Source organism: Jannaschia sp. W003, from assembly GCF_025144335.1.
Classification (GTDB): Bacteria; Pseudomonadota; Alphaproteobacteria; order Rhodobacterales; family Rhodobacteraceae; genus Jannaschia.
Genome location: NZ_CP083539.1, coordinates 704473 through 723251, shown reverse-complemented (window position 1 = coordinate 723251; position 18779 = coordinate 704473). Strand labels below are relative to the sequence as shown.

22 protein-coding genes are annotated in these 18779 nt (G+C 72.6%); 3 read left to right on the top strand and 19 right to left on the bottom strand.

Annotation, left to right across the window (positions count from 1 at the left end):
• Nucleotides 1–12: 12 nt before the first annotated feature.
• Complete coding sequence (msrA, locus tag K3554_RS03405) at nucleotides 13–519, bottom strand: peptide-methionine (S)-S-oxide reductase MsrA (protein ID WP_259943561.1); 507 nt, start codon at nucleotides 517–519, stop codon at nucleotides 13–15.
• 111 nt (nucleotides 520–630) lie between these two features.
• On the opposite strand from msrA, the gene K3554_RS03400 reads away from it, so the two are divergent.
• Nucleotides 631–1596, top strand: a complete 966-nt coding sequence (locus K3554_RS03400) for a cation diffusion facilitator family transporter (protein WP_259943558.1) — start codon at nucleotides 631–633, stop codon at nucleotides 1594–1596.
• Here K3554_RS03400 and K3554_RS03395 read toward each other — a convergent pair.
• Together K3554_RS03395 and K3554_RS03390 are read right to left on the bottom strand one after the other, a co-directional pair.
• Nucleotides 1531–2292: a MauE/DoxX family redox-associated membrane protein gene (locus K3554_RS03395; protein ID WP_259943555.1), complete on the bottom strand. Its 762-nt coding sequence runs from the start codon at nucleotides 2290–2292 to the stop codon at nucleotides 1531–1533. The genes K3554_RS03400 and K3554_RS03395 overlap by 66 nt on opposite strands.
• Before the next feature lie 41 nt (nucleotides 2293–2333).
• Complete coding sequence (locus tag K3554_RS03390; RefSeq protein WP_259943552.1) at nucleotides 2334–3212, bottom strand: DUF305 domain-containing protein; 879 nt, start codon at nucleotides 3210–3212, stop codon at nucleotides 2334–2336.
• Nucleotides 3213–3339: 127 nt separating this feature from the next.
• Between K3554_RS03390 and K3554_RS03385 the strand changes: the two genes are divergently transcribed.
• Nucleotides 3340–3612, top strand: a complete 273-nt coding sequence (locus K3554_RS03385) for a metal-sensitive transcriptional regulator (protein WP_259943550.1) — start codon at nucleotides 3340–3342, stop codon at nucleotides 3610–3612.
• 67 nt (nucleotides 3613–3679) lie between these two features.
• Here the strand turns inward: K3554_RS03385 and K3554_RS03380 are convergent, their stop codons facing one another.
• From K3554_RS03380 to glpD, 13 genes are all read right to left on the bottom strand, one after another.
• Nucleotides 3680–4558, bottom strand: a complete 879-nt coding sequence (locus K3554_RS03380) for a copper resistance D family protein (protein ID WP_259943547.1) — start codon at nucleotides 4556–4558, stop codon at nucleotides 3680–3682.
• Nucleotides 4559–4933 (bottom strand): copper resistance CopC family protein, encoded by a 375-nt coding sequence (locus K3554_RS03375; protein WP_259943544.1) that lies wholly within the window; start codon nucleotides 4931–4933, stop codon nucleotides 4559–4561. It abuts the gene before it with no gap.
• Entirely contained in the window at nucleotides 4930–5418 is a 489-nt protein-coding gene (locus K3554_RS03370) for a cytochrome c (protein WP_259943541.1), read from the bottom strand. The genes K3554_RS03375 and K3554_RS03370 overlap by 4 nt, the downstream gene beginning before the upstream one ends.
• Nucleotides 5419–5420: 2 nt before the next feature.
• Entirely contained in the window at nucleotides 5421–5900 is a 480-nt protein-coding gene (locus K3554_RS03365; protein ID WP_259943538.1) for a DUF411 domain-containing protein, read from the bottom strand.
• Between the two features lie 61 nt (nucleotides 5901–5961).
• Nucleotides 5962–6273: a hypothetical protein gene (locus K3554_RS03360; RefSeq protein WP_259943535.1), complete on the bottom strand. Its 312-nt coding sequence runs from the start codon at nucleotides 6271–6273 to the stop codon at nucleotides 5962–5964.
• Between the two features lie 115 nt (nucleotides 6274–6388).
• On the bottom strand, nucleotides 6389–8116 hold the full coding sequence (locus K3554_RS03355; protein ID WP_259943533.1) for an ABC transporter substrate-binding protein: 1728 nt from the start codon (nucleotides 8114–8116) through the stop codon (nucleotides 6389–6391).
• A 58-nt stretch (nucleotides 8117–8174) separates the two neighbouring features.
• The gene (locus tag K3554_RS03350) at nucleotides 8175–8450 is read right to left on the bottom strand and encodes a DUF2160 domain-containing protein (protein ID WP_259943529.1); all 276 of its coding nucleotides are present in this window, start codon (nucleotides 8448–8450) and stop codon (nucleotides 8175–8177) included.
• 111 nt (nucleotides 8451–8561) lie between these two features.
• Entirely contained in the window at nucleotides 8562–8843 is a 282-nt protein-coding gene (locus K3554_RS03345; RefSeq protein WP_259943527.1) for a GIY-YIG nuclease family protein, read from the bottom strand.
• A 153-nt stretch (nucleotides 8844–8996) separates the two neighbouring features.
• Nucleotides 8997–9884: a carbohydrate ABC transporter permease gene (locus tag K3554_RS03340; RefSeq protein ID WP_259943525.1), complete on the bottom strand. Its 888-nt coding sequence runs from the start codon at nucleotides 9882–9884 to the stop codon at nucleotides 8997–8999.
• On the bottom strand, nucleotides 9881–10753 hold the full coding sequence (locus K3554_RS03335) for a carbohydrate ABC transporter permease (RefSeq protein WP_259943523.1): 873 nt from the start codon (nucleotides 10751–10753) through the stop codon (nucleotides 9881–9883). Before K3554_RS03335 ends, K3554_RS03340 begins: the two co-directional genes overlap by 4 nt.
• A complete protein-coding gene (locus K3554_RS03330; protein WP_259943521.1) occupies nucleotides 10750–11829 on the bottom strand; it encodes an ABC transporter ATP-binding protein in 1080 nt (359 codons plus the stop codon). The genes K3554_RS03335 and K3554_RS03330 overlap by 4 nt, the downstream gene beginning before the upstream one ends.
• Nucleotides 11829–12908 (bottom strand): ABC transporter ATP-binding protein, encoded by a 1080-nt coding sequence (locus tag K3554_RS03325; RefSeq protein ID WP_259943520.1) that lies wholly within the window; start codon nucleotides 12906–12908, stop codon nucleotides 11829–11831. Before K3554_RS03325 ends, K3554_RS03330 begins: the two co-directional genes overlap by 1 nt.
• Complete coding sequence (glpD, locus tag K3554_RS03320) at nucleotides 12905–14506, bottom strand: glycerol-3-phosphate dehydrogenase (protein WP_259943518.1); 1602 nt, start codon at nucleotides 14504–14506, stop codon at nucleotides 12905–12907. The genes K3554_RS03325 and glpD overlap by 4 nt, the downstream gene beginning before the upstream one ends.
• A 239-nt stretch (nucleotides 14507–14745) precedes the next feature.
• On the opposite strand from glpD, the gene K3554_RS03315 reads away from it, so the two are divergent.
• Nucleotides 14746–15516, top strand: coding sequence for a DeoR/GlpR family DNA-binding transcription regulator (locus K3554_RS03315; protein ID WP_259943515.1), 771 nt, complete (start codon nucleotides 14746–14748; stop codon nucleotides 15514–15516).
• Here the strand turns inward: K3554_RS03315 and K3554_RS03310 are convergent.
• Genes K3554_RS03310 through K3554_RS03300 form a run of 3 tightly spaced genes read right to left on the bottom strand, consistent with a single transcriptional unit; the run spans nucleotide 15513 to nucleotide 18778 of the window.
• A complete protein-coding gene (locus K3554_RS03310; RefSeq protein WP_259943513.1) occupies nucleotides 15513–16871 on the bottom strand; it encodes an aldehyde dehydrogenase family protein in 1359 nt (452 codons plus the stop codon). The genes K3554_RS03315 and K3554_RS03310 overlap by 4 nt on opposite strands.
• Entirely contained in the window at nucleotides 16868–18001 is a 1134-nt protein-coding gene (locus K3554_RS03305; protein ID WP_259943510.1) for a glycosyltransferase family 2 protein, read from the bottom strand. Before K3554_RS03305 ends, K3554_RS03310 begins: the two co-directional genes overlap by 4 nt.
• On the bottom strand, nucleotides 18002–18778 hold the full coding sequence (locus K3554_RS03300; RefSeq protein ID WP_259943503.1) for a lysophospholipid acyltransferase family protein: 777 nt from the start codon (nucleotides 18776–18778) through the stop codon (nucleotides 18002–18004).
• Nucleotide 18779 lies beyond the last annotated feature (1 nt).

Here is an 18779-nt window from a genome sequence, read left to right as displayed (position 1 = left end):
TGTTCGCAGTCCCTATTCCGCGGCCTCGCGCCGCGGCAGCACCCAATCGGGCCGCGGGAAGTGGCAGGTGTAGCCGTTCGGGATCCGCTCCAGGTAGTCCTGGTGCTCCGGCTCGGCCTCCCAGAAGTCGCCCACCGGCTCGACCTCGGTGACCACCTTGCCCGGCCAGAGGCCCGAGGCCTCGACGTCGCGGATGGTATCCTCGGCGACCCGCTTCTGCTTTTCGTCCGCGTAGTAGATCGCGGAGCGGTAGCTCATGCCGCGGTCGTTGCCCTGCCGGTTGGGCGTGGTGGGGTCGTGGATCTGGAAGAAGAACTCCAGGATGCTGCGGAAGGAGATGCGCTCGGGGTCGAACAGGATCTCGATGCCCTCGGCGTGGGTGCCGTGGTTGCGGTAGGTGGCGTTGGGGACGTCGCCCCCGGTGTAGCCCACGCGGGTCTTCTCCACCCCGGGCAGCTTGCGGATCAGATCCTGCATGCCCCAGAAGCAGCCCCCGGCCAGAACGGCGCGTTCGGTCATGTCGTGTCCTCCGTTTCCCCTGATATGGTGCGCCCGCCTCCCGCCGCCAATGGGGGCCGGGGAACCCCGGCGCGGGGCCGCGTCGTTGGGCACCGAGGCAGGGGGAATCGCATGGGCGCGGGACATTCGCACGGACCGAAGATCGACGCGGGCGCGAGCCCCGAGGCACGACAGGCGCGCGAGCGCGCGGTGGCCATCGCAGCAGTGCTGACGGGGGGCTTCATGTTCGCCGAAGTGGCGGGGGGCCTCGTGTCCGGCTCGCTCGCGCTGCTGGCCGATGCGGGCCACATGCTCACCGACTTCGCCTCGCTCGTGCTCGCGTGGCTGGCCTTCCGCCTCGCGCGGCGCCCCTCGGACTGGCGCCGCACCTACGGGTTCGACCGCTTCTCGGTGCTGGCGGCCTTCGTGAACGGCGTGTCGCTCTTCGCGATCGCCGCGTGGATCGTGTTCGAGGCCTTCCACCGCCTCGGCGAGCCGGGCGAGGTGCTGGGCGGGCTGATGCTCTGGGTGGCGCTGGGCGGCCTCGCCGTGAACCTCCTGAGCTTCTGGGTCCTGTCCCGCGTCGAGGAGGACGACCTCAACGTCCGCGCCGCCGCGCTCCACGTGGCGGGCGACCTCCTGGGCTCCGTGGCCGCGCTCGGCGCGTCCCTGGTGATCATCTTCACCGGCTGGACCCCGATCGACCCGATCCTGTCGGTGCTGGTGGCCCTGCTGATCCTGCGCTCGGCGTGGTCGGTGGTGCGCGAGAGCGGGCACATCCTCCTGGAGGGCGCGCCCGCCGGCTTCGACGGCCGCGCCGTGGCCGCCGACCTGGTGGCGGCGGTCCCGGGCGTGGCACAGGCCGACCACATCCACGCCTGGTCGATCACCGAGGCGCGCCCCATGGCGACGCTGGAGGTGGAGCTGGCGCCGGGCCACGCCCCCGACCCGGTGCGCCGGGCCGTGAAGGCCCGGCTCGCGGAGCGGTTCGACGTGGGGCATGCCACCGTGGAGGTGCGCCCGCCGGCCGGCTCAGGTGAAGAGCAGCACGAGCATGATCACGCTCATGGCGATCATGCCGAGGTTCTCGGTCAGTGACACGAAGCCTAGGGGGACCTTCGAGTCCCCGCCCACGCAGGCGCACTTCAGCTCGCGCTTGTCGACGTAGACCGCCTTGTAGACGCTGACGGCGCCCACGATGCCGATGAAGAGGGCCGCCGGGGCCGACAGCCAGGTCAGCATCATGCCGGTCATCAGGATGCCCGCGCCCGTCTCCACGAAGGGATAGACGTAGCCGTAGGGCACCCAGCGCTTGGCGAGCAGGTCGTAGTTCAGGAACATGGTCGAGAAGCTCTCGATGTCCTTCAGCTTCTGCAGCCCGAGGAAGATCATCGACAGCGACACGAACCAGCCCAGCGTCTGCCAGGTCAGCAGCGTGTCGAACGCGTACCACGTCAGCGCCACGGCCGTGAGGGCGGCCACCGAGAACAGCGCGATGATGGGCTGGTAGGACAGGCCGTCGTCGTCGGGGTCCCGCTTGCCGAAGTGGACCTCGAGGTCGGAGTAGCCGCCGACCCGCTCGCCGTCGATGAAGGTCTGGGGCGTGGTCTTGACGCCGTGCTCGGCCTTGAAGGCGTCGACCTCCTCGCGGGTGCGCAGGGGCCGGTCCTCGACCGTGTAGCCCTGCCGCTCCAGGAGGTCCTTGGACTTCAGGCCGTAGGGGCAGGTGTGGTCCGGCATCATCATCCGGTAGAGGACCGCGCGCTTCGCGGCCGTGGTGGTGTCCTTGGGCATGGAAGCCTCCTTCGGGTTCGTCGGATGCCGCGCGTCGCGGCTCAGGATCGGCACTCATATAGGCCGCGGTAGCCCACGCGCAGAGGGGCGGCGCCCGCGGCGAGCTCGAACACCGCGTCGGCGGCGCCGTCGGGGGCCGGGGTGATGGTCACGGTCATGTCATCCGCGCGCAGCACGGCGCCCTCCGCACCGCCCTCGGCGGCGGCCTCGACCAGCGTCCCCGACAGCTTCGCCACGCCGGTGCCGTCCGCGCCGACGGCGGCGATCGCGCCCTGCCCGGGCGAGAAGCGGAACGTGCAGCGCGCATCGGGCACCACGCGGTCCACCTCCGCCTCGGTCATCGGGGCGAGGTCGAGCCCAGCCACGACGGCGCTGGAAAGCGCCTCGGAGACCGTTCCCACCGGCGTCTCGCCCTCGCCCTCGCCGAGGGGCGCTTCCACCGCCTCGCCCCGCTCGAGCGCGGCGATGAGGTACGCCATCTCGGCGATCTCCCGCTCCTGCGCGGCGATGATCTCGTCGGCGAGCTTGCGCACGCGCGGGTCCGACAACTCGGCCCGCTCCGAGACCATGATGGCGATGGAGTGGTGCGGGATCATGGAGCGCATCCACGACGAGTCCTGCACGGTGACCTGCGAGCGCACGAGCCACAGGCCCAGTGCGAAGAGCACGGCCGAGGCGGCGAAGAGGGCGACGTTCACGGCGCGGTTGCGGTACATGTGGAGCATGAAGGCCAGCATGATCGCCAGCATCGTGCCGCCCATCAGCATCGCCATGAAGGCGCGCGTCTCGCTCAGCCAGAAGTCCTCCAAGCGGTAGATGTTCCAGTACATGAAGAAGTACATCACCACGGTCGAGGTGAGCACCATCAGGATCAGACGCCCGTAGTTCGATCCGCCGGAATGGTCGTCGTGCCGCTTCATACCGCTCCTCCGCTATACCCGTCTGGGGTATCACACATACCCCCGAGGGGCATCCGGGTTCCACCGCAGGCACGCTTTCGTGTGCGGAGGTCTCGACATCGGCGTCCCGCGTCCCCTTATTCGGTCCATGCATGGAAACAGGGATGCCGCGCTCGCCCGTCTCCGCCGGGTCGAGGGCCAAGTGCGGGGGCTCGCGCGCATGGTCGAGGAGGACCGCTACTGCGTCGACGTGCTGACGCAGATCGCGGCCGTGCGTGCGGCGCTGAAGGGCGTGGAGCGGCTGGTGATCGAGGACCATGCCTCGCATTGCATCGAGCACGCCGTGGAATCGGGCGACAAGGGCGAGCAGCGGGCGAAGTTCCTGGAGCTGATCCAGCTGCTCGACAAGGCCCGCAGTTAAGCCCGGTTTTGGGGGGCGCCTCCCGTGCACCCCCCGTACACACCCCGTGCATACGATCGGCGCCCCCTCAAAGGTTCGCGGGCGGCACCGTCGCGGTGGTGATCGCGGCCGTCGCCACGAGGATCAGCGTCACCGCGGCGCCTTCCCAGGCGATCGAGCGGCGCAAGGCGCGGGCGGCGCTGGGGCGGCCCTGCTGCAGGGCGGGCACGAGGCGCAGCTTGTTGAGCGCAGCCAGCCCGAGCAGTCCCGCGACCACCGCGACCTTCGCGAGGAGGCCCCAGCCGTAGGCCGTGCCGACGAGGGCCAGCGGCGAGCCGGAGAGCAGCCACGCCAGCCCCGTTCCCGCGACCACCAGCAGCGCCACGAGGCCAGCGGCGAGGATGCCGAAGCGGTGGAGAAGCGCCGCGCCCCCGGGCGCGAGGGCCGCGCGGCGGAGGGGGGCCAGGGCGCCGACCCAGTAGCTCGCCGCGAGGAGGTGCAGGACGAGGAGCGTGGCGAGGGCCCAACGGGGCTCGCCCAAGGTGTGCCCGACCTGCGCGTAGGAGACGGCGACGGCGAGCGCGCCGAGGAGGGGGACGATGCGCCCGACGAGGCCCGGCAGGAGAACGGCGAGGATCGCGATCTCGCCCGAGGCCCGCCAGACGGCGGCGGCGCCGAGGGGGCTCTGCCAGACGAAGCCGAGCATCACCGGGTCGGTCGCGCCGTCCAGCCCCAGCCCCGAGATGCGCGCCGCGCGGATGCCGAAGCGCAAGGCGAGCACGGCGAGGCCAGCGAGCGCCGCGGCCACGGCGACGCGGCGCGCGAGGCGCAGCACCAAAGCGTCGGCCTCGCGGAACAGGGCGAGGAAGATCGCCCCGCCCGCCGCCAGCAGCGCCGCGGCGTAGCCGGCGGCCTTGGCCGCGACCGCGAGGACGGTCAGCGCGTCGAGCGGGGCGAGGCCTTCCAACTAGTCGTCCGCCTCGGGCTCGGCCTCGGGATCCACCGCGAAGGCGAAGCCGCCCTGCATGGGGTGGCCGTCGGCGCTCATGCCACGCCATTCCACGCGGTAGGGACCTGGCTCCAGCGCCTCGGCGGGCACGGCGAGGTAGCGGGTCACGGACGCCATGCCGCTCTCGCTCTCGGTCTCGACCTCGACGCCCTCCTCGCCCTCCCCGCCGCGCAGGAGCGTGAAGGCGATCACCCGCATGGGCATGTCGAAGTCGAGCGCGATCTCCGGCGCCTCGGCGACGATGGCCCCGTCGGCGGGCGTGGTGACGGACTTGCTGTGGGCATGGGCGCCGCCCGCGAGGGCGAGGGCGAGGAGTGCGGCGAGGCGGATCATGGTCGGGTCTCCCGGTCGGCGGCCTCGGCGGCCGCGGCGTCGATGGCGTCGTGGCGCGCGCGGATCTCGGGCGGCCAGGTGGACTTGATGTAGCTCAGGGCGGCGCGGATCTCCGCATCCGTCAGGAGGCCCGCGAAGGCGGGCATCCCGGTCTCGGGCGCCGCGTCCCCGAGCAGCGCCTCCAGCCCGTCGCGGGTCAGCGCGAAGAGCGTGGCGCCGTCGTGGTGCCAGGTGTGGCCGGTGGCGTCGTGGGGCGGCGCGGGGCGCAGGCCGTCGGGGCCGGGCTCGCGCCAGCGCGGCTGGCCCTCGAGCCGCGCCCCGTGGCAGGCGGCGCAGCTTTCGGCGTAGATGCGGGCGCCCAGCGCCACCTCGGCGGGGTCGTCCGGGCGCAGGCGCACCGGCTCGGCCGCCCCCGGAAGGACGGCGAGCGCGAGCGCCGCCGCCGCCGCCCCGAGGGCGGCGACGGCGATGAGGGCGGGGCGCATGGTCAGCCCGCGAAGGGGTCGGGGGTGCCGGCGCGGAAGAACACCCGCCCCGCGCCCGCGTCGCCGCCGAAGGCGAACACGTCGAAGCGCGCCGAGGGGTCGTCGCCCATGCCGGGCGAGCCCATCGGCATGCCCGGCACGGCCAGGCCCGCGATCGCGGGGCGGTCCCGCAGCACGGCGGCGACGGCGGCGAAGGGCACGTGGCCCTCGAACACGTAGCCGCCCGCACGCACGGTGTGGCAGGAGTGGAGCGCGTCCGGAACGCCCAGCGCGGCCTTCTGGGCGGCGGGGTCGGCCAGCTCGCCCACGGTGACGGCGTAGCCTTCGGCGCGGGCGAGATCGGCCCAGGCGTGGCAGCAGCCGCAGCCGGGCGCGGCGAGCACCTCCATCGGCACGGCGGCCTCGGTGGCGGCGGCGGCGGGAAGGGCGGTGGTGAGGGCGGTGCCCCCGAGGAGGGCGAGGAAGAGACGTCGGTCGGTCATGGGGTCGCTTTCGATCTGAGTGGCGCGCCGCAGGGACGCGGAAAGGCTCTGGAACGGCGATTCAGGCTCTCGGGGGATCGAGCGGGACGTCAGGCACGCGCCCGCGACGCGGCAGGTCGCCCGCCGGCGCGAGGCGCGCGCGGGCGGAGGCGAACGGGGGCTCGGCGGCCCCGGACAGGAGGAGGGCGTCGCCGATGCAGGCGGCGGCGGCGCGGGCCGCGCCCGGCTCACAGCAGGCGCCCGCATGACCGACCGGGGCGGCGTGGGCGTGCGCGTCCGCCGGGACCGGCGGGTGATCCATCGCGTAGCCTGCGGCCGCGAACGGCGCGGCCAGGAGGGCGAGGACCAGGAGGAGCGGGGCGAGGGCGCGCATGGGACCGATACCTAGAAGGGGTATGCGGGCCGGGCAAGGATCGCGGCATACGACTTCGTGAGGTCGGCCGAGGCGGGGGGCCGGGGCGCACGGGGCGCCCCGGCCGGGGTTTAGCCTACTCGCTCCAGGACTTCACGAGCTCGTCGTAGGAGACCGTCATCGGCTCCTCGTCCTCGTTCTCGAGCTTGGCCTTCGGCGCGCCGGGCTGCGAGAGCCAGTACTCGGGGTCCTGCTCCTCGTTGAGCACGGGGCCGAGGTCGCCCTGCACGCCCGCGCGCTCCAGGCGCTCGAGCACCTGCTCCTGCGCCTCGCACAGGGCGTCGAGCGCCTCCTGCGGGGTCTTGGCGCCGGACATGGCGTCGCCGATGTTCTGCCACCAGAGCTGCGCCAGCTTCGGGTAGTCCGGCACGTTGGTGCCCGTGGGCGACCATGCGACGCGGGCGGGCGAGCGGTAGAACTCGATCAGGCCGCCGAGGCGCGGGGCGCGTTCGGTGAAGTGATCGGAGTCGATGGTGGACTCGCGGATGAAGGTCAGCCCGACGTCCGACTTCTTGAGGTCCACCGTCTTGGAGGTGACGAACTGGGCGTAGAGCCATGCGGCCTTGGCCCGGTCCACCGGGGTCGATTCCATCAGCGTCCAGGAGCCGGCGTCCTGGTAGCCGACCTTCATGCCGTCCTCCCAGTAGACGCCGTGGGGCGAGGGGGCCATGCGCCAGCGGGGCATGCCCTCGTCGTCCAGCACGGCCGCCGCGCCGTCGCCGACCATGTCGGCGGTGAAGGCGGTGTACCAGAACATCTGCTGGGCGATCTGGCCCTGCGCCGGGACCGGGCCGGCCTCGGAGAAGGTCATGCCCGCCGCGGTGGGGGGCGAGTACTTCTCGAGCCACTCGATGGCCTTAATTACGGCGTAGACGGCCGCGGGGGCGTTGGTGGCGCCGCCGCGGGCCACGCAGGAGCCGACGGGCTGGGAGTTCTCGTTGACGCGGATGCCCCACTCGTCGACCGGCAGGCCGTTGGGCTCGCCCACGTCTCCCATTCCGGCCATGGACATCCACGCGTCGGTGTAGCGCCAGCCGAGCGAGGGGTCCTTCTTGCCGTAATCCATGTTGCCGAAGACCTCGCCCTCGACGCCCATGTAGCTCATGTCGCGGCCGGTGAAGAACTCGGCGATGTCCTCGTAGGCCGACCAGTTGACCGGGACGCCGAGGTCGTAGCCGTACTCGGCCTTGAAGTCGTCCATGGTCTTCTGGTCCGTGAACCAGTCGTACCGGAACCAGTAGAGGTTCGCGAACTGCTGGTCGGGCAGCTGGTAGAGCTTGCCGTCCGGCCCCGTGACGAAGTCGAGGCCGATGAAGTCCTCGAGGTCGAGGGTCGGCGAGGTGACGTCGGCGCCCTCGCCGGCCATCCAGTCGGTGAGGTTGCGGACCTGCTGGTAGCGCCAGTGGGTGCCGATCAGGTCGGAGTCGTTGACGTAGGCGTCGTAGATGTTCTGGCCGGACTGCATCTGGGTCTGCAGCTTCTCGACCACGTCGCCCTCGCCGATCAGGTCGTGGGTGACGTTGATGCCCGTGATCGCGGTGAAGGCCGGGGCCAGCACCTGGGATTCGTACTCGTGGGTGGTGATGGTCTCGGAGACGACGTTGATGTCCATGCCCGCGAAGGGCTGGGCCGCGTCCACGAAGAACTGCATCTCGGCCTCCTGCTCCTCGCGCGAGAGCACCGACAGGCCGTCGATCTCCGTGTCGAGGAACTGCATCGCGGCGTCCATGTCCGCGAAGGCCGGGCCGGCGAGCAGCCCGAGGGCGGCCCCCAGCGCGGTGGTGGATCGGATTGCGAGTCTCATGTCTTTCCTCCCTGTTCAGACATTCGTGTGCGCCCCGGCGGGGCGCAGTTCGCCTCGCCTACACCCAGCGGAACACCGCGGCGGCGTAGACGAGGCAGACGAGCAGCGCCCAGGGCTGCGGCCCCAGATCCAGCCCCAGCCAGATCAGGTTGATGAAGGCCGAGCCGAGCAGCGTGATGAAGAGGCGGTCGCCGCGCGTGGTCTCGATCCGCAGGACGCCCACGCGCGGCGTCTCGGGGCGGCGAATCGCCAGCACGGTAAAGGTGACGAGCAGGAGCGCGATCACCGCGAAGAAGGCCGCCGTGGGCCAGGTCCAGGCCATCCAGTTAAGCATGGCGCGCTCCCTCCCTTGCAGCGTCATCCTCGGGCCTGTCCCGAGGATCTCCCACCGCCACCCGCGTCATCCTCGGGCCCGGCCCGAGGATGACGGTGTGGGGACGGCACGCTAGCGGGCGATCTCTTCCCACAGGTCGCGCCAGCCGGGATTGCGCTCGCGAATCAGCGCCACCTTCCACGCCCGACGCCAGTGCTTGATCGCCTTCTCGCGCCGGATCGCCGCCTCCGGCCCGGCATGCCGTTCGAACCAGACCAGTCGCTCCAGGTTGTAGCGGTCGGTGAAGCCGGGCGCGGCATGGGTGCGGTGCTCCCATACCCGCCGGACCAAGTCGACCGTCACCCCGACGTAGAGCGTCCCGTCCGGCCGGTTGGTCATTAGGTAGACGAACATCGAGCTTCCGTGCGCCGGCATCCACGTGCTCGCCTCGAAGCCTTGCCGGCCCGTTCGAGACCGTCATCCTCGGGCGGGACCCGAGGCTCTTCCGGCACGAGGTCCTCGGGTCGAGCCCGAGGATGACGGGGGAAGGGTTAACACAACGTGTCATCACACCCTCCCCAACGCAAAGCCCTTGGCGATGTAGTTCCGCACGAACCAGATCACGAGCGCGCCCGGCACGATGGTCAGCACCCCCGCCGCGGCCAGCACGCCCCAGTCGAGGCCCGAGGCCGAGACGGTGCGCGTCATGGTCGCCGCGATGGGCTTGGCGTCCACGGTGGTGAGGGTGCGCGACAGCAGCAGCTCCACCCACGAGAACATGAAGCAGAAGAAGGCGGCCACGCCGATGCCGCTCGCGATCAGCGGCATGAAGATGCGCACGAAGAAGCGCGGAAACGAGTAGCCGTCGATGTAGGCGGTCTCGTCGATCTCCCGCGGCACGCCGCGCATGAAGCCCTCGAGGATCCACACCGCGAGGGGCACGTTGAAGAGGCAGTGGGCCAGCGCCACGGCGATGTGCGTGTCGAACAGGCCCACCGAGGAGTAGAGCTGGAAGAACGGCAGCGCGAACACCGCCGGCGGCGCCATGCGGTTGGTGAGCAGCCAGAAGAACAGGTGCTTGTCGCCCATGAACGTGTAGCGCGAGAAGGCGTAGGCCGCTGGCAGCGCCACGGCGAGGCTGATGGCCGTGTTCATCACCACGTAGATCAGCGAGTTCACGTAGCCCATGTACCAGGACGGGTCGGTGAGGATGGTCTCGTAGTTCGCGAGCGTGGGCCGCCGAGGCCAGAGCGAGAAGCCGCCCAGGATCTCGGCGTTGGTCTTCAGGCTCATGTTCACGAGCCAGTAGATCGGCAGGAGCAGGAACAGCAGGTAGAGGGTCATCACCACGGCGCTGCCCGAGGGGCGGAAGCGCCGCGCGAGGGTGCGCGCCCGCGAGGGCGCCACGTCGCCGGGGATGGAGGCCGCGCCGGGGGCGGAGACGGTGTCGCTCATCGCCCGTCCCTCGCGTCGAGGTTGGTCATCACAGTGTAGAACACCCAGGAGATCAGCAGGATCACCAGGAAGTACATCAGCGAGAAGGCCGCCGCGGGCCCGAGGTCGAACTGCCCAAGCGCCATCTTCACGAGGTCGATCGACAGGAAGGTGGTGGCGTTGCCGGGGCCGCCCCCGGTGACCACGAAGGGCTCGGTGTAGATCATGAACGAGTCCATGAACCGCAGGAGGATCGCGATCATCAGCACGCCCGCCATCTTGGGCAGCTCGATGTAGCGGAACACGGCCCAGCGGCTCGCCTGGTCGATCTCGGCGGCCTGGTAGTAGGCATCCGGGATCGAGCGCAGGCCCGCGAAGGCCAGCAGCGCCACCAGCGAGGTCCAGTGCCAGACGTCCATCACGATCACCGTGACCCAGGCGTCGAGCGTGTCCTGGGTGTAGTTGTAGTCCAGCCCCAGCGCCTCGAGGGTGCGGCCCAGCAGGCCGATGTCGACGCGCCCGAATATCTGCCAGATCGTGCCCACCACGTTCCACGGGATCAGGAGCGGCAGCGACATCGCCACGAGGCAGAACGACGACCAGAAGCCGCTCTTGGGCATGTGGAGGGCGACGAAGATGCCGAGGGGCACCTCGATGGCGAGGATGATCGCCGAGAAGGCGAGCTGGCGGCCCAGCGCGTCCCACATCCGCTCGGACCGGAGCATGTCGCGGAACCAGTCGAGGCCGGCCCAGAAGAACACGTTGTTCCCGAACGTGTCCTGCACCGAGTAGTTGACCACGGTCATCAGCGGGATCACCGCCGAGAAGGCCACCAGCACCAGCACCGGCAGCACCAGGAACCAGGCCTTCTGGTTGACGGTCTTGTTCATGCGGCCTCTCCCGCCGGCGCCACGCGCCAGTCGCCCTCGTAGACGTTGACGCCCTCGGGCGCGAAGCTGACGCGGTCGGCGTCGGGCACCGCCTCGTCCTCGCCGAGGATCGCGCTGGCGGGCGTGCCGCCCACGTCGAGGCGCACGATCTTATGGCGGCCGACGTCCTCGACCCGCCGGATGCGGGCGGGCAGCCCCTCGCCGCCGGCGTGGAGGCGCAGGAACTCGGGGCGCACGCCGACCTGCACGCGGCCGCGCGCGGCGTAGGACGCACCGAGGTCCACGGCGGCGCCGCCGATGCGGGCGGTATGCCCCTCCACCTCGGCGTCGAAGAGGTTCATGCCGGGCGAGCCGATGAAGTAGCCCACGAAGGTGTGGGCCGGGCGCTCGAACAGCTCCTGCGGGGTGCCGATCTGGACCACGCGGCCGTCGTGCATGACCACGACCTTGTCGGCGAAGGTCAGCGCCTCGGTCTGGTCGTGGGTGACGTAGATCATGGTGTGGCCGAAGTCGTCGTGCAGGCGGCGTAGCTGGGTGCGCAGCTCCCACTTCATGTGCGGGTCGATCACGGTGAGCGGCTCGTCGAACAGCAGCGCGTTCACATCCTCGCGCACCATGCCGCGGCCGAGCGAGATCTTCTGCTTGGCGTCCGCGGTCAGCCCCCGCGCCTTGTGGGAGAGCTGCGCCTCCATGTCGATCATGGCGGCGACCTTCTGCACCCGGCGCGCGATCTCCTCGGCGGGCAGGCGGCGGTTCTTGAGCGGGAAGGCGAGGTTCTCGCGCACGGTCATGGTGTCGTAGACGACCGGGAACTGGAACACCTGGGCGATGTTGCGCTCGGCCGTGGGGGCGTCCGTGACGTCGCGGCCGTCGAAGAGGACGCGGCCCCGGCTGGGGCGCACGAGGCCCGAGATGATGTTGAGAAGGGTCGACTTGCCGCAGCCCGAGGCGCCGAGCAGGGCGTAGGCCTCGCCGTCGCGCCAGTCGTGATTCAGCTCCTTGAGCGCCCAGTCGTCGTCAGTGGCGGGGTGCGCGAGGTAGGAGTGGGCGAGGTTGTCGAGGGTGATCTTGGCCATCACGCCGCCTCCGCGTAGGGCGCCGTGGCGGCCAGCCGGCCGTCCTCGGCGAAGAGGTAGACGCGCGACGGGTCGAGGTAGACCGGCAGCGGCTGGCCGGGGCGCAGCGAGCGGACCCCGTGCACGAGGCCGACCCAGCGCTCGCCCGCGTGGTCGAGGTGCACGAAGGTCTCGGAGCCGGTGATCTCGGTGACGCCGAGGGTGGTGTCGAAGCGGATCGCGCCCGGCGCGGGCTCGAGGCCGAGGTGGTTGGGACGGAAGCCGGCGCGGTAGCGCCCGTCGGGCAGGCCCTCGCCCAGCGAGGCGGCGTGCTCGCCGTCGCCGAGGCGGATCGCGCCGCCGCGCTTCTCGACGTCCACGAAGTTCATGGGCGGGTCCGAGAAGACGCGCGCGGTGACGGCGTCGGCGGGGCGGCGGTAGACCTCGGCGGTGGGGCCGAACTGGGTGACGCGCCCTTCCCAGAGGGTGGCGCAGTGGCCGCCGAGCAGCAGCGCCTCCTCGGGCTCGGTGGTCGCATACACGAAGATCGCGCCCGATTCCTCGAAGATGCGCGGGATCTCGGCGCGCAGCTCCTCGCGCAGCTTGTAGTCGAGGTTGGCGAGCGGCTCGTCGAGCAGCACGAGGCCGGCGTTCTTGACCAGCGCGCGGGCGAGCGCGCAGCGCTGCTGCTGGCCGCCCGACAGCTCCAGCGGCCGGCGCTCCAGGAAGGGGGTCAGCTTCATCAGCGCCGCGGTCTCCTCGACGCGGGCATCGATCTCGGCGCGGTCCACGCCCATCAGCTTCATGGGCGAGGCGATGTTCTCCCGCACCGTCATCGAGGGGTAGTTGATGAACTGCTGGTAGACCATCGCCACGCGGCGGTCCTGCACCCGCATGCCGGTCACGTCCTCGTCCTGCCAGAGCACGCGGCCCGCGGTGGGTTGGTCGAGCCCGGCCATCAGCCGCATGAGGGACGTCTTGCCCGAGAGGGTGGGCCCGAGCAGGACGTTCATGGTCCCGTTCTCGAGGTGCAGCGTGGTGGGGTGGATGTGGGTGCGCCCGCCCACCTCGCGGCTCACGGCCTCCAGCGTCAGGCTCATTGCGCCACCTCCGCCGGTTGCAGGTCCGCGGCCAGCCGCCGCTCCATGTGCCGCCGCAGGGCCGCCTCGCCCGCCCCGTCGAGCCGCAGGCCCAGCTTCGAGCGGCGCCAGAGCACGTCGTCGGGCGTGCGCGCCCATTCGCGGTCCATCAGCCAGTCCACCTCGCGCGCGGTCAGGGTCGCGCCGAAGTCCTCGCCCAGCGCCTCGGCCGAGGCGGCGCCGTCCAGCATCGCGCGCGCCTCGGTGCCGTAGGCGCGCACGAGGCGCAGCGCCCAGCGCGCGTCGAGGAACGGGTGGTCGCGGCGCAGGCCCGCGACCAGCGCGTCCACGCCGTCCACGGGGAAGTCGCCGCCCGGCAGGGGCGCCCCGGCGGTCCAGTCGCCGGCGTCGTGGCCGAGGGTCTCGTTCACGTGCGCCATCGCCCCCTCGGCCAGCCGGCGGTAGGTGGTGATCTTGCCGCCGAAGACGTTCAGCACCGGCGCGCCCGCGGTGCGGTCCACCTTCAGCACGTAGTCGCGCGTGGCCGCCGTGGCCGAGCGGGCGCCGTCGTCGTAGAGGGGCCGCACGCCGCTGTAGGTCCACACGATGTCGTCCATCGTGACGGGGCGCTTCAGGTAGGCGTTCACGAAGTCGATCATGTATCGCTTCTCGTCCTCGGTGCAGACCGCCGGCTCGGAGGGGTCGGGGTGCTCGGCGTCGGTGGTGCCGATCAGCGTGAAGTCGGTCTCGTAGGGGATCGCGAACATGATGCGCCCGTCGGTGCCCTGGAAGAAGTAGCACTTGCCGTGGTCGAACAGGCGCCGGGTGACGATGTGGCTGCCGCGGACCAGCCGCACGCCCTCGCGCGCCTTCGAGCGCAGCGCGCCCTTCAGGATGTCGCCCACCCACGGCCCGCCCGCGTTGACGATCATGCGCGCGCGCCGCTCGGTGCGGGCGCCGGTCTCGCGGTCCTCCAGCGCGGCGACCCAGGCGCCGTCCCGGACCTCGGCGGAGACGACCTTGGTGCGGGCCAGGATCTCGGCGCCGCGCGCCTCGGCATCGCGGGCGTTCAGCACCACGAGGCGCGCGTCCTCGACCCAGCAGTCGGAGTACTCGAAGGCCTTCTCGAAGCGGTCCTGCAGCGGCTCGCCCTCGGGGCGGCCCCGCAGGCGCACCGTCTCGGTGCCCGGCAGGATCGTGCGCCCGCCGAGCCCGTCGTACATCGCCAGCCCCAGGCGGATCAGCCAGGCGGGGCGGCGCCCGCGCATCCACGGCATCGCCAGCCCCAGGAGGCGCGAGGTGGGCGTGTCGCCCTCGAAGCGCTGGGCGGGGTGGTAGGGCAGCACGAAGCGCATGGGCCAGGCGATGTGGGGCATCATGCGCAGCAATACCTCGCGCTCGCGCAGCGCCTTCCGCACGAGGTCGAACTCGAAGTACTCGAGGTAGCGCAGGCCGCCGTGGAACAGCTTGGTCGAGGCCGAGGACGTGGCCGAGGCGAGGTCGTCCATCTCGCACAGCACCACGGACAGGCCGCGGCCGGCGGCGTCGCGGGCGATGCCGCATCCGTTGATGCCGCCCCCGATCACGAGGACGTCCGCGATGTCCGGACCATTCGCCAAGCCGCCCGCCTCCCCCCGTGCGCCGCCGTCGTCATCGTCGTCGCGCGAGGCATAGCAACCGCGCGACGGAGCGAACAAGGGTTATCTTCGCCCATGTTCGTTTTGGCCGCGTCGATCTGGGATCGCCGCCCTGCGGCGGAGATTTCCGTCGATCGTGTTCGCTTTGGGGGAAAGCGAAAACCGTTGACCGGCGCCGCGCCCCCGGGTCATCTCCGGTCCCAGCCGCCACCCGAGGTCCGATGTCCCAGGCCGTCCGCCACCCCAAGATCCTCGACATCGCCCGGCGCGAGGGCGGGGTCAGCGTGGAGCGGCTGTCGGAGCACTTCGGCGTGACGCTCCAGACCATCCGCCGCGACCTTGCGGAGCTGGCCGAGGCGGGCCAGCTCGAACGCGTCCACGGCGGCGCGGTGCTGCCCTCGGGCACGGTGAACATCGCCTACGAGGAGCGGCGGCGCCTCCATGCGGGCGGCAAGGCGGCGATCGCGCGGGCCTGCGCGGCGCAGATCCCCGACGGGGCCTCGGTGTTCCTGGCGATCGGCACCACGGCCGAGGCGGTGGCCGCGGCCCTCGTGCACCACCGCGGGCTCCTGGTGGTCACCAACAACGTGAACGCGGCGCGCATCCTCGGGCCGCGCGACGGCGAGGTGGTGGTGACGGGCGGCACGATGCGCGCCGCCGACGGGGGGCTGGTGGGCGACCTGGCCCGCACGGCGGTGGAGGGGTTCCGCTTCGACGTGGCGGTGGTGGGCTGCTCGGCGCTCGACCCCTCGGGCGACGTGCTCGACTTCGACGGGCGCGAGGCCGGGGTGAGCCGCGCCGCCGTGGCGCGGTCGCGGCGCGCGTTCCTGGCGGCCGACGCCAGCAAGTTCGCCCGCACCGCCCCCGTGCGCGTGCTGTCGCTGGAGGGCCTCCACGCCTTCGTGACCGACGCGCCGCCCCCCGCGGCGCTGCGGGCGCGCTGCGAGGGGTGGGGCACGCGGGTGGAGGTCTGCCCGCCGGGCGGGAGCTAGCGCCCCATGCGCCGGAACAGGCGCCGGGCGGCGTCCGGGTAGGGCGGGGCCAGCACGCGCAGGGCGCGGGTGGAGAGGGGCGTGAACACGGTGCGCTCGTGGCTGAACTCGCGGAAGCCGCGCTCGCCGTGGTAGGCGCCGTGCCCGCTCTGGCCGATGCCGCCGAAGGCGCGGTCGTGGAGCGCGAGGTGCAGGACGGCCGCGTTCACCGCGCCGCCGCCCGAGCGCATCCGCGCCAGGAACCGCCGGGCCGCGCCGTGCTCGCCGAACACGTAGGCCGCCAGCGGCGTGCCCCCGGCCTCGGCGCGCAGCACGTCCTCGGGCGCGTCGTAGGGCAGGATCGGCAGCACAGGGCCGAAGATCTCCTCGCGCATGAGCGCGCCGTCGCGGGGCGGGTCGAGAACCACGGAGGGCGGCACCGGCACGTCCGCCTCCACGGTGCGAACCTCGGCGCCGGCGGCGCGGGCCTCGTCGAGCATGGCGCGGACGCGGGCGCCGGCGCGGGGGTCGATCATGCCGGTGTAGTCGCGGGGCAGGAAGCCGCGTGCGCTGTCCATGAGCGCGTCGGCCCACGCGCCCTCGGTGCCGCGCGGCACCCAGAGGTGGTTCGGCGCCACGCAGGTCTGGCCGGCGTTGAGCCAGCGGCCCCAGGCGACCGCGGGGGCGTGCTCGGCCGGATCGGCGCCGGGCAGGGCCACGGCGGGGCTGCGCCCGCCCAGCTCCAGCGTCACGGGGGAGAGCGTCTCGGCGGCGGCGCGCGCCACGAGGCGGCCCGTGGCGGTGGAGCCGGTGAAGAAGATGTGGCCGAAGGGCAGCGCGGTCAGCGCCTGGGCGGTCTTGGGGCCGCCGAGGACGACGGCGGCCTCGTCCTCGGGGAAGACGTCGGCCACGAGGGCCGCCAGCGCCTCGGAGCTGTGGGGCGCGCGCTCCGAGGGCTTGAGGAGCGCGCGGTTGCCCGCCGCCACCGCCGTCACGAGGGGCACGAGGGCGAGCTGGATCGGGTAGTTCCAGGGCGAGAACACGCCGACGACGCCCTTGGGCTCCATCCAGGTCTCGGCGCGGCCCGGCAGCGGCTGGAGCACCCAGTCGCGGCGCGGCGCGGTCCAGCGGCGCAGGTGGCGCAGGGTGTGGCGGATGGCGCCCTGCACGAAGGCCAGCTCGGCCGTCAGCGTCTCGCTCTCGGCGCGGGGGCGGAAGTCCTCGGACACGGCGCGCACCAGGGCGTCCTGCCGGGCGCCGATGGCCCGGCCCAGCGCCGTCAGGCGCGCGCGGCGGGCGGCGAGGTCCGGCACGGCGTCGAGCGAGAACGCGCCCGTGAGGCGGGCGTGGACCCGGCGGGCCTCCTCGGCGCTCATCGGGCGCCGTAGGCGCGGCCGCGCCAAGTCACCCGGCGGCCCCGCCGGGCGTCGCGCAGGGCGCGGAACTGGATCCAGAGCGTCACGAGAACTCCCACGGGATGGAGAAGGACGGAGAGCGGGTGCTGGTGCATCCGCCATGCGAGCACGGTGCGCGCCGCGAGCAACAGTACCACGGCCGCGAGCGAGAGCCACGCGGCGCCCCACGCCCCGGCGAGGAGGGCGAGGGGCAGCACGAGGAACGGCAGCACGTGGCCGCCGAACAGGAGCGCGGTCCAGACCGGCAGGGCGCGGGGCGTGGCCATGCCCTCGGTGGCGTTCTTCGAGAACCCCTCCACGATCGCGGGCCAGTCCTCGTACATGCGCACGTGGGCCAGCGGGGTGGCGTCCACGAGATCGGTGCGCCCGCCGGCGCGGCGCACGTTTCGCGGCAGGTTCAGGCCGTCGTGCATCCGGTCGCGGAAGGCCGCGTGGCCGCCCGCGGCCTCGTAGGCGCCGCGCGTCACCATCAGGAGCTGGCCGCAGCCGGCGGCGAAGGCCGGGTCGGGCCGCGCGCGGGCCATGGGGACCGGCAGGTAGCCCAGCAGCACCACGAGGATCTGGGGGATGGCCACGATCTCGGGCAGCGTGCGGGTGATCTGGCGCGGAAAGCCGGAGACGAGGGCGAGGCCGAAGCTCTCGAGCCAGGTCCACAGGCGCGCCACGGCGTCGGGGGCGAGGCGCACGTCGGCATCCACGAACAGGAGCACCGGGTGGCGGGCCGCCTCGGCCAGCTGGTGGCAGGCGTGCTGCTTGCCGTTCCAGCCCTCGGGCAGCGGCGCGCCGCGCAGGAGGCGCACGCGCGGATCGGCTGCGGCGGCGGCCTCGACGATGCGGTCGGTGCCGTCCGCGGAGCCGTCGTCGAGCACCACGACCTCGATCTCGGCGTCCCGCTGGGAGAGCGCGCCGTGCAGGGCGCCCTCGATGTTGCCGGCCTCGTCGCGGGCCGGGATCAGGATCGACACGGGGCGCTGGGCGGCGCCGCCCCGGGGGGGCGGACGCAGGGCACCGAGGTTCACGAGGGTCATCGCCGCGTAGAGCAGCGCCAGCGCGAGGGCGACGATCGCGAATGCCAGGAGGAGGAGCGACATTCAGCGCTCCGGCAGGTGGTCTGGGTCGTGGGCGCGGCCCCCGAGACGGGCGCGCGCCGCCTGCCACAGGCCGTACACCCCGCCCACGCCCCGCGTGCCGCCGTGGAGGGTGCGGAACCGCCCGGGGTCGCGCGCCATCGCCGCCGCGGCGAGGCGGTCCTGCGCGCGCTCCAGCTCGCCTGCGAGCGCGTCCGTGGCGCCCTCGCCCCGCGGCTGCACGGGCGCGCCGAAGGCAGCCAGCGCCTCGGGGCGGCGCTCGGACCAGAAGGGGTATTCGAGCGCCAGCGGCAGGGCCACGGCGCCGGGCACGCGGGCCAGGAGGTGCGCGAGGCCGGGGCGCAGGGCGACGGGGCGCTCGCGCGGGTCGGCGAAGCGCCCCTGCGCGGTCATCCAGAGCATGCGGGCCGGATCGGCGAGGACGTGCTCGCCCACCCGCAGGAAGCGCACCGCGCCGGAGCGCCGGTCGGGGTCGATGCCGAACATGCCGATCCGGCGCATGAAGCCGTAGCGCTCCAGCGCCGCGGCGTCGATCGGGCCGAAGGGCGCGCGGTCCGGGAAGAGCGCGCCCTGCATCACCATGAACACGGCCGGATCCCACCAGCCGGGATGGTTGGCGTAGACCACGAGCGGCGCGCCCTCGGGCAGCGCGGGCAGGCCCGGCTCCAGGAGGCGCAGGGCGCGGAAGCCGCGCCCCACCTCGCGGCGCATGACGCCGGCGAAGAAGCGGCACAGCGCCGCGCTGCGCAGCGCGACCGGGTCGTCCGCGAGGGCGGCCACG

Bases quoted from the DNA above. Each gene is read 5' to 3' on its own strand.
- msrA (WP_259943561.1), bottom strand. From the start codon at position 519: ATGACCGAACGCGCCGTTCTGGCCGGGGGCTGCTTCTGGGGCATGCAG.
- K3554_RS03400 (WP_259943558.1), top strand. From the start codon at position 631: ATGGGCGCGGGACATTCGCACGGACCGAAGATCGACGCGGGCGCGAGC.
- K3554_RS03395 (WP_259943555.1), bottom strand. From the start codon at position 2,292: ATGCCCAAGGACACCACCACGGCCGCGAAGCGCGCGGTCCTCTACCGG.
- K3554_RS03390 (WP_259943552.1), bottom strand. From the start codon at position 3,212: ATGAAGCGGCACGACGACCATTCCGGCGGATCGAACTACGGGCGTCTG.
- K3554_RS03385 (WP_259943550.1), top strand. From the start codon at position 3,340: ATGCATGGAAACAGGGATGCCGCGCTCGCCCGTCTCCGCCGGGTCGAG.
- K3554_RS03375 (WP_259943544.1), bottom strand. From the start codon at position 4,933: ATGATCCGCCTCGCCGCACTCCTCGCCCTCGCCCTCGCGGGCGGCGCC.
- K3554_RS03370 (WP_259943541.1), bottom strand. From the start codon at position 5,418: ATGCGCCCCGCCCTCATCGCCGTCGCCGCCCTCGGGGCGGCGGCGGCG.
- K3554_RS03365 (WP_259943538.1), bottom strand. From the start codon at position 5,900: ATGACCGACCGACGTCTCTTCCTCGCCCTCCTCGGGGGCACCGCCCTC.
- K3554_RS03360 (WP_259943535.1), bottom strand. From the start codon at position 6,273: ATGCGCGCCCTCGCCCCGCTCCTCCTGGTCCTCGCCCTCCTGGCCGCG.
- K3554_RS03355 (WP_259943533.1), bottom strand. From the start codon at position 8,116: ATGAGACTCGCAATCCGATCCACCACCGCGCTGGGGGCCGCCCTCGGG.
- K3554_RS03350 (WP_259943529.1), bottom strand. From the start codon at position 8,450: ATGCTTAACTGGATGGCCTGGACCTGGCCCACGGCGGCCTTCTTCGCG.
- K3554_RS03345 (WP_259943527.1), bottom strand. From the start codon at position 8,843: ATGTTCGTCTACCTAATGACCAACCGGCCGGACGGGACGCTCTACGTC.
- K3554_RS03340 (WP_259943525.1), bottom strand. From the start codon at position 9,884: ATGAGCGACACCGTCTCCGCCCCCGGCGCGGCCTCCATCCCCGGCGAC.
- K3554_RS03335 (WP_259943523.1), bottom strand. From the start codon at position 10,753: ATGAACAAGACCGTCAACCAGAAGGCCTGGTTCCTGGTGCTGCCGGTG.
- K3554_RS03330 (WP_259943521.1), bottom strand. From the start codon at position 11,829: ATGGCCAAGATCACCCTCGACAACCTCGCCCACTCCTACCTCGCGCAC.
- K3554_RS03325 (WP_259943520.1), bottom strand. From the start codon at position 12,908: ATGAGCCTGACGCTGGAGGCCGTGAGCCGCGAGGTGGGCGGGCGCACC.
- K3554_RS03315 (WP_259943515.1), top strand. From the start codon at position 14,746: ATGTCCCAGGCCGTCCGCCACCCCAAGATCCTCGACATCGCCCGGCGC.
- K3554_RS03310 (WP_259943513.1), bottom strand. From the start codon at position 16,871: ATGAGCGCCGAGGAGGCCCGCCGGGTCCACGCCCGCCTCACGGGCGCG.
- K3554_RS03305 (WP_259943510.1), bottom strand. From the start codon at position 18,001: ATGTCGCTCCTCCTCCTGGCATTCGCGATCGTCGCCCTCGCGCTGGCG.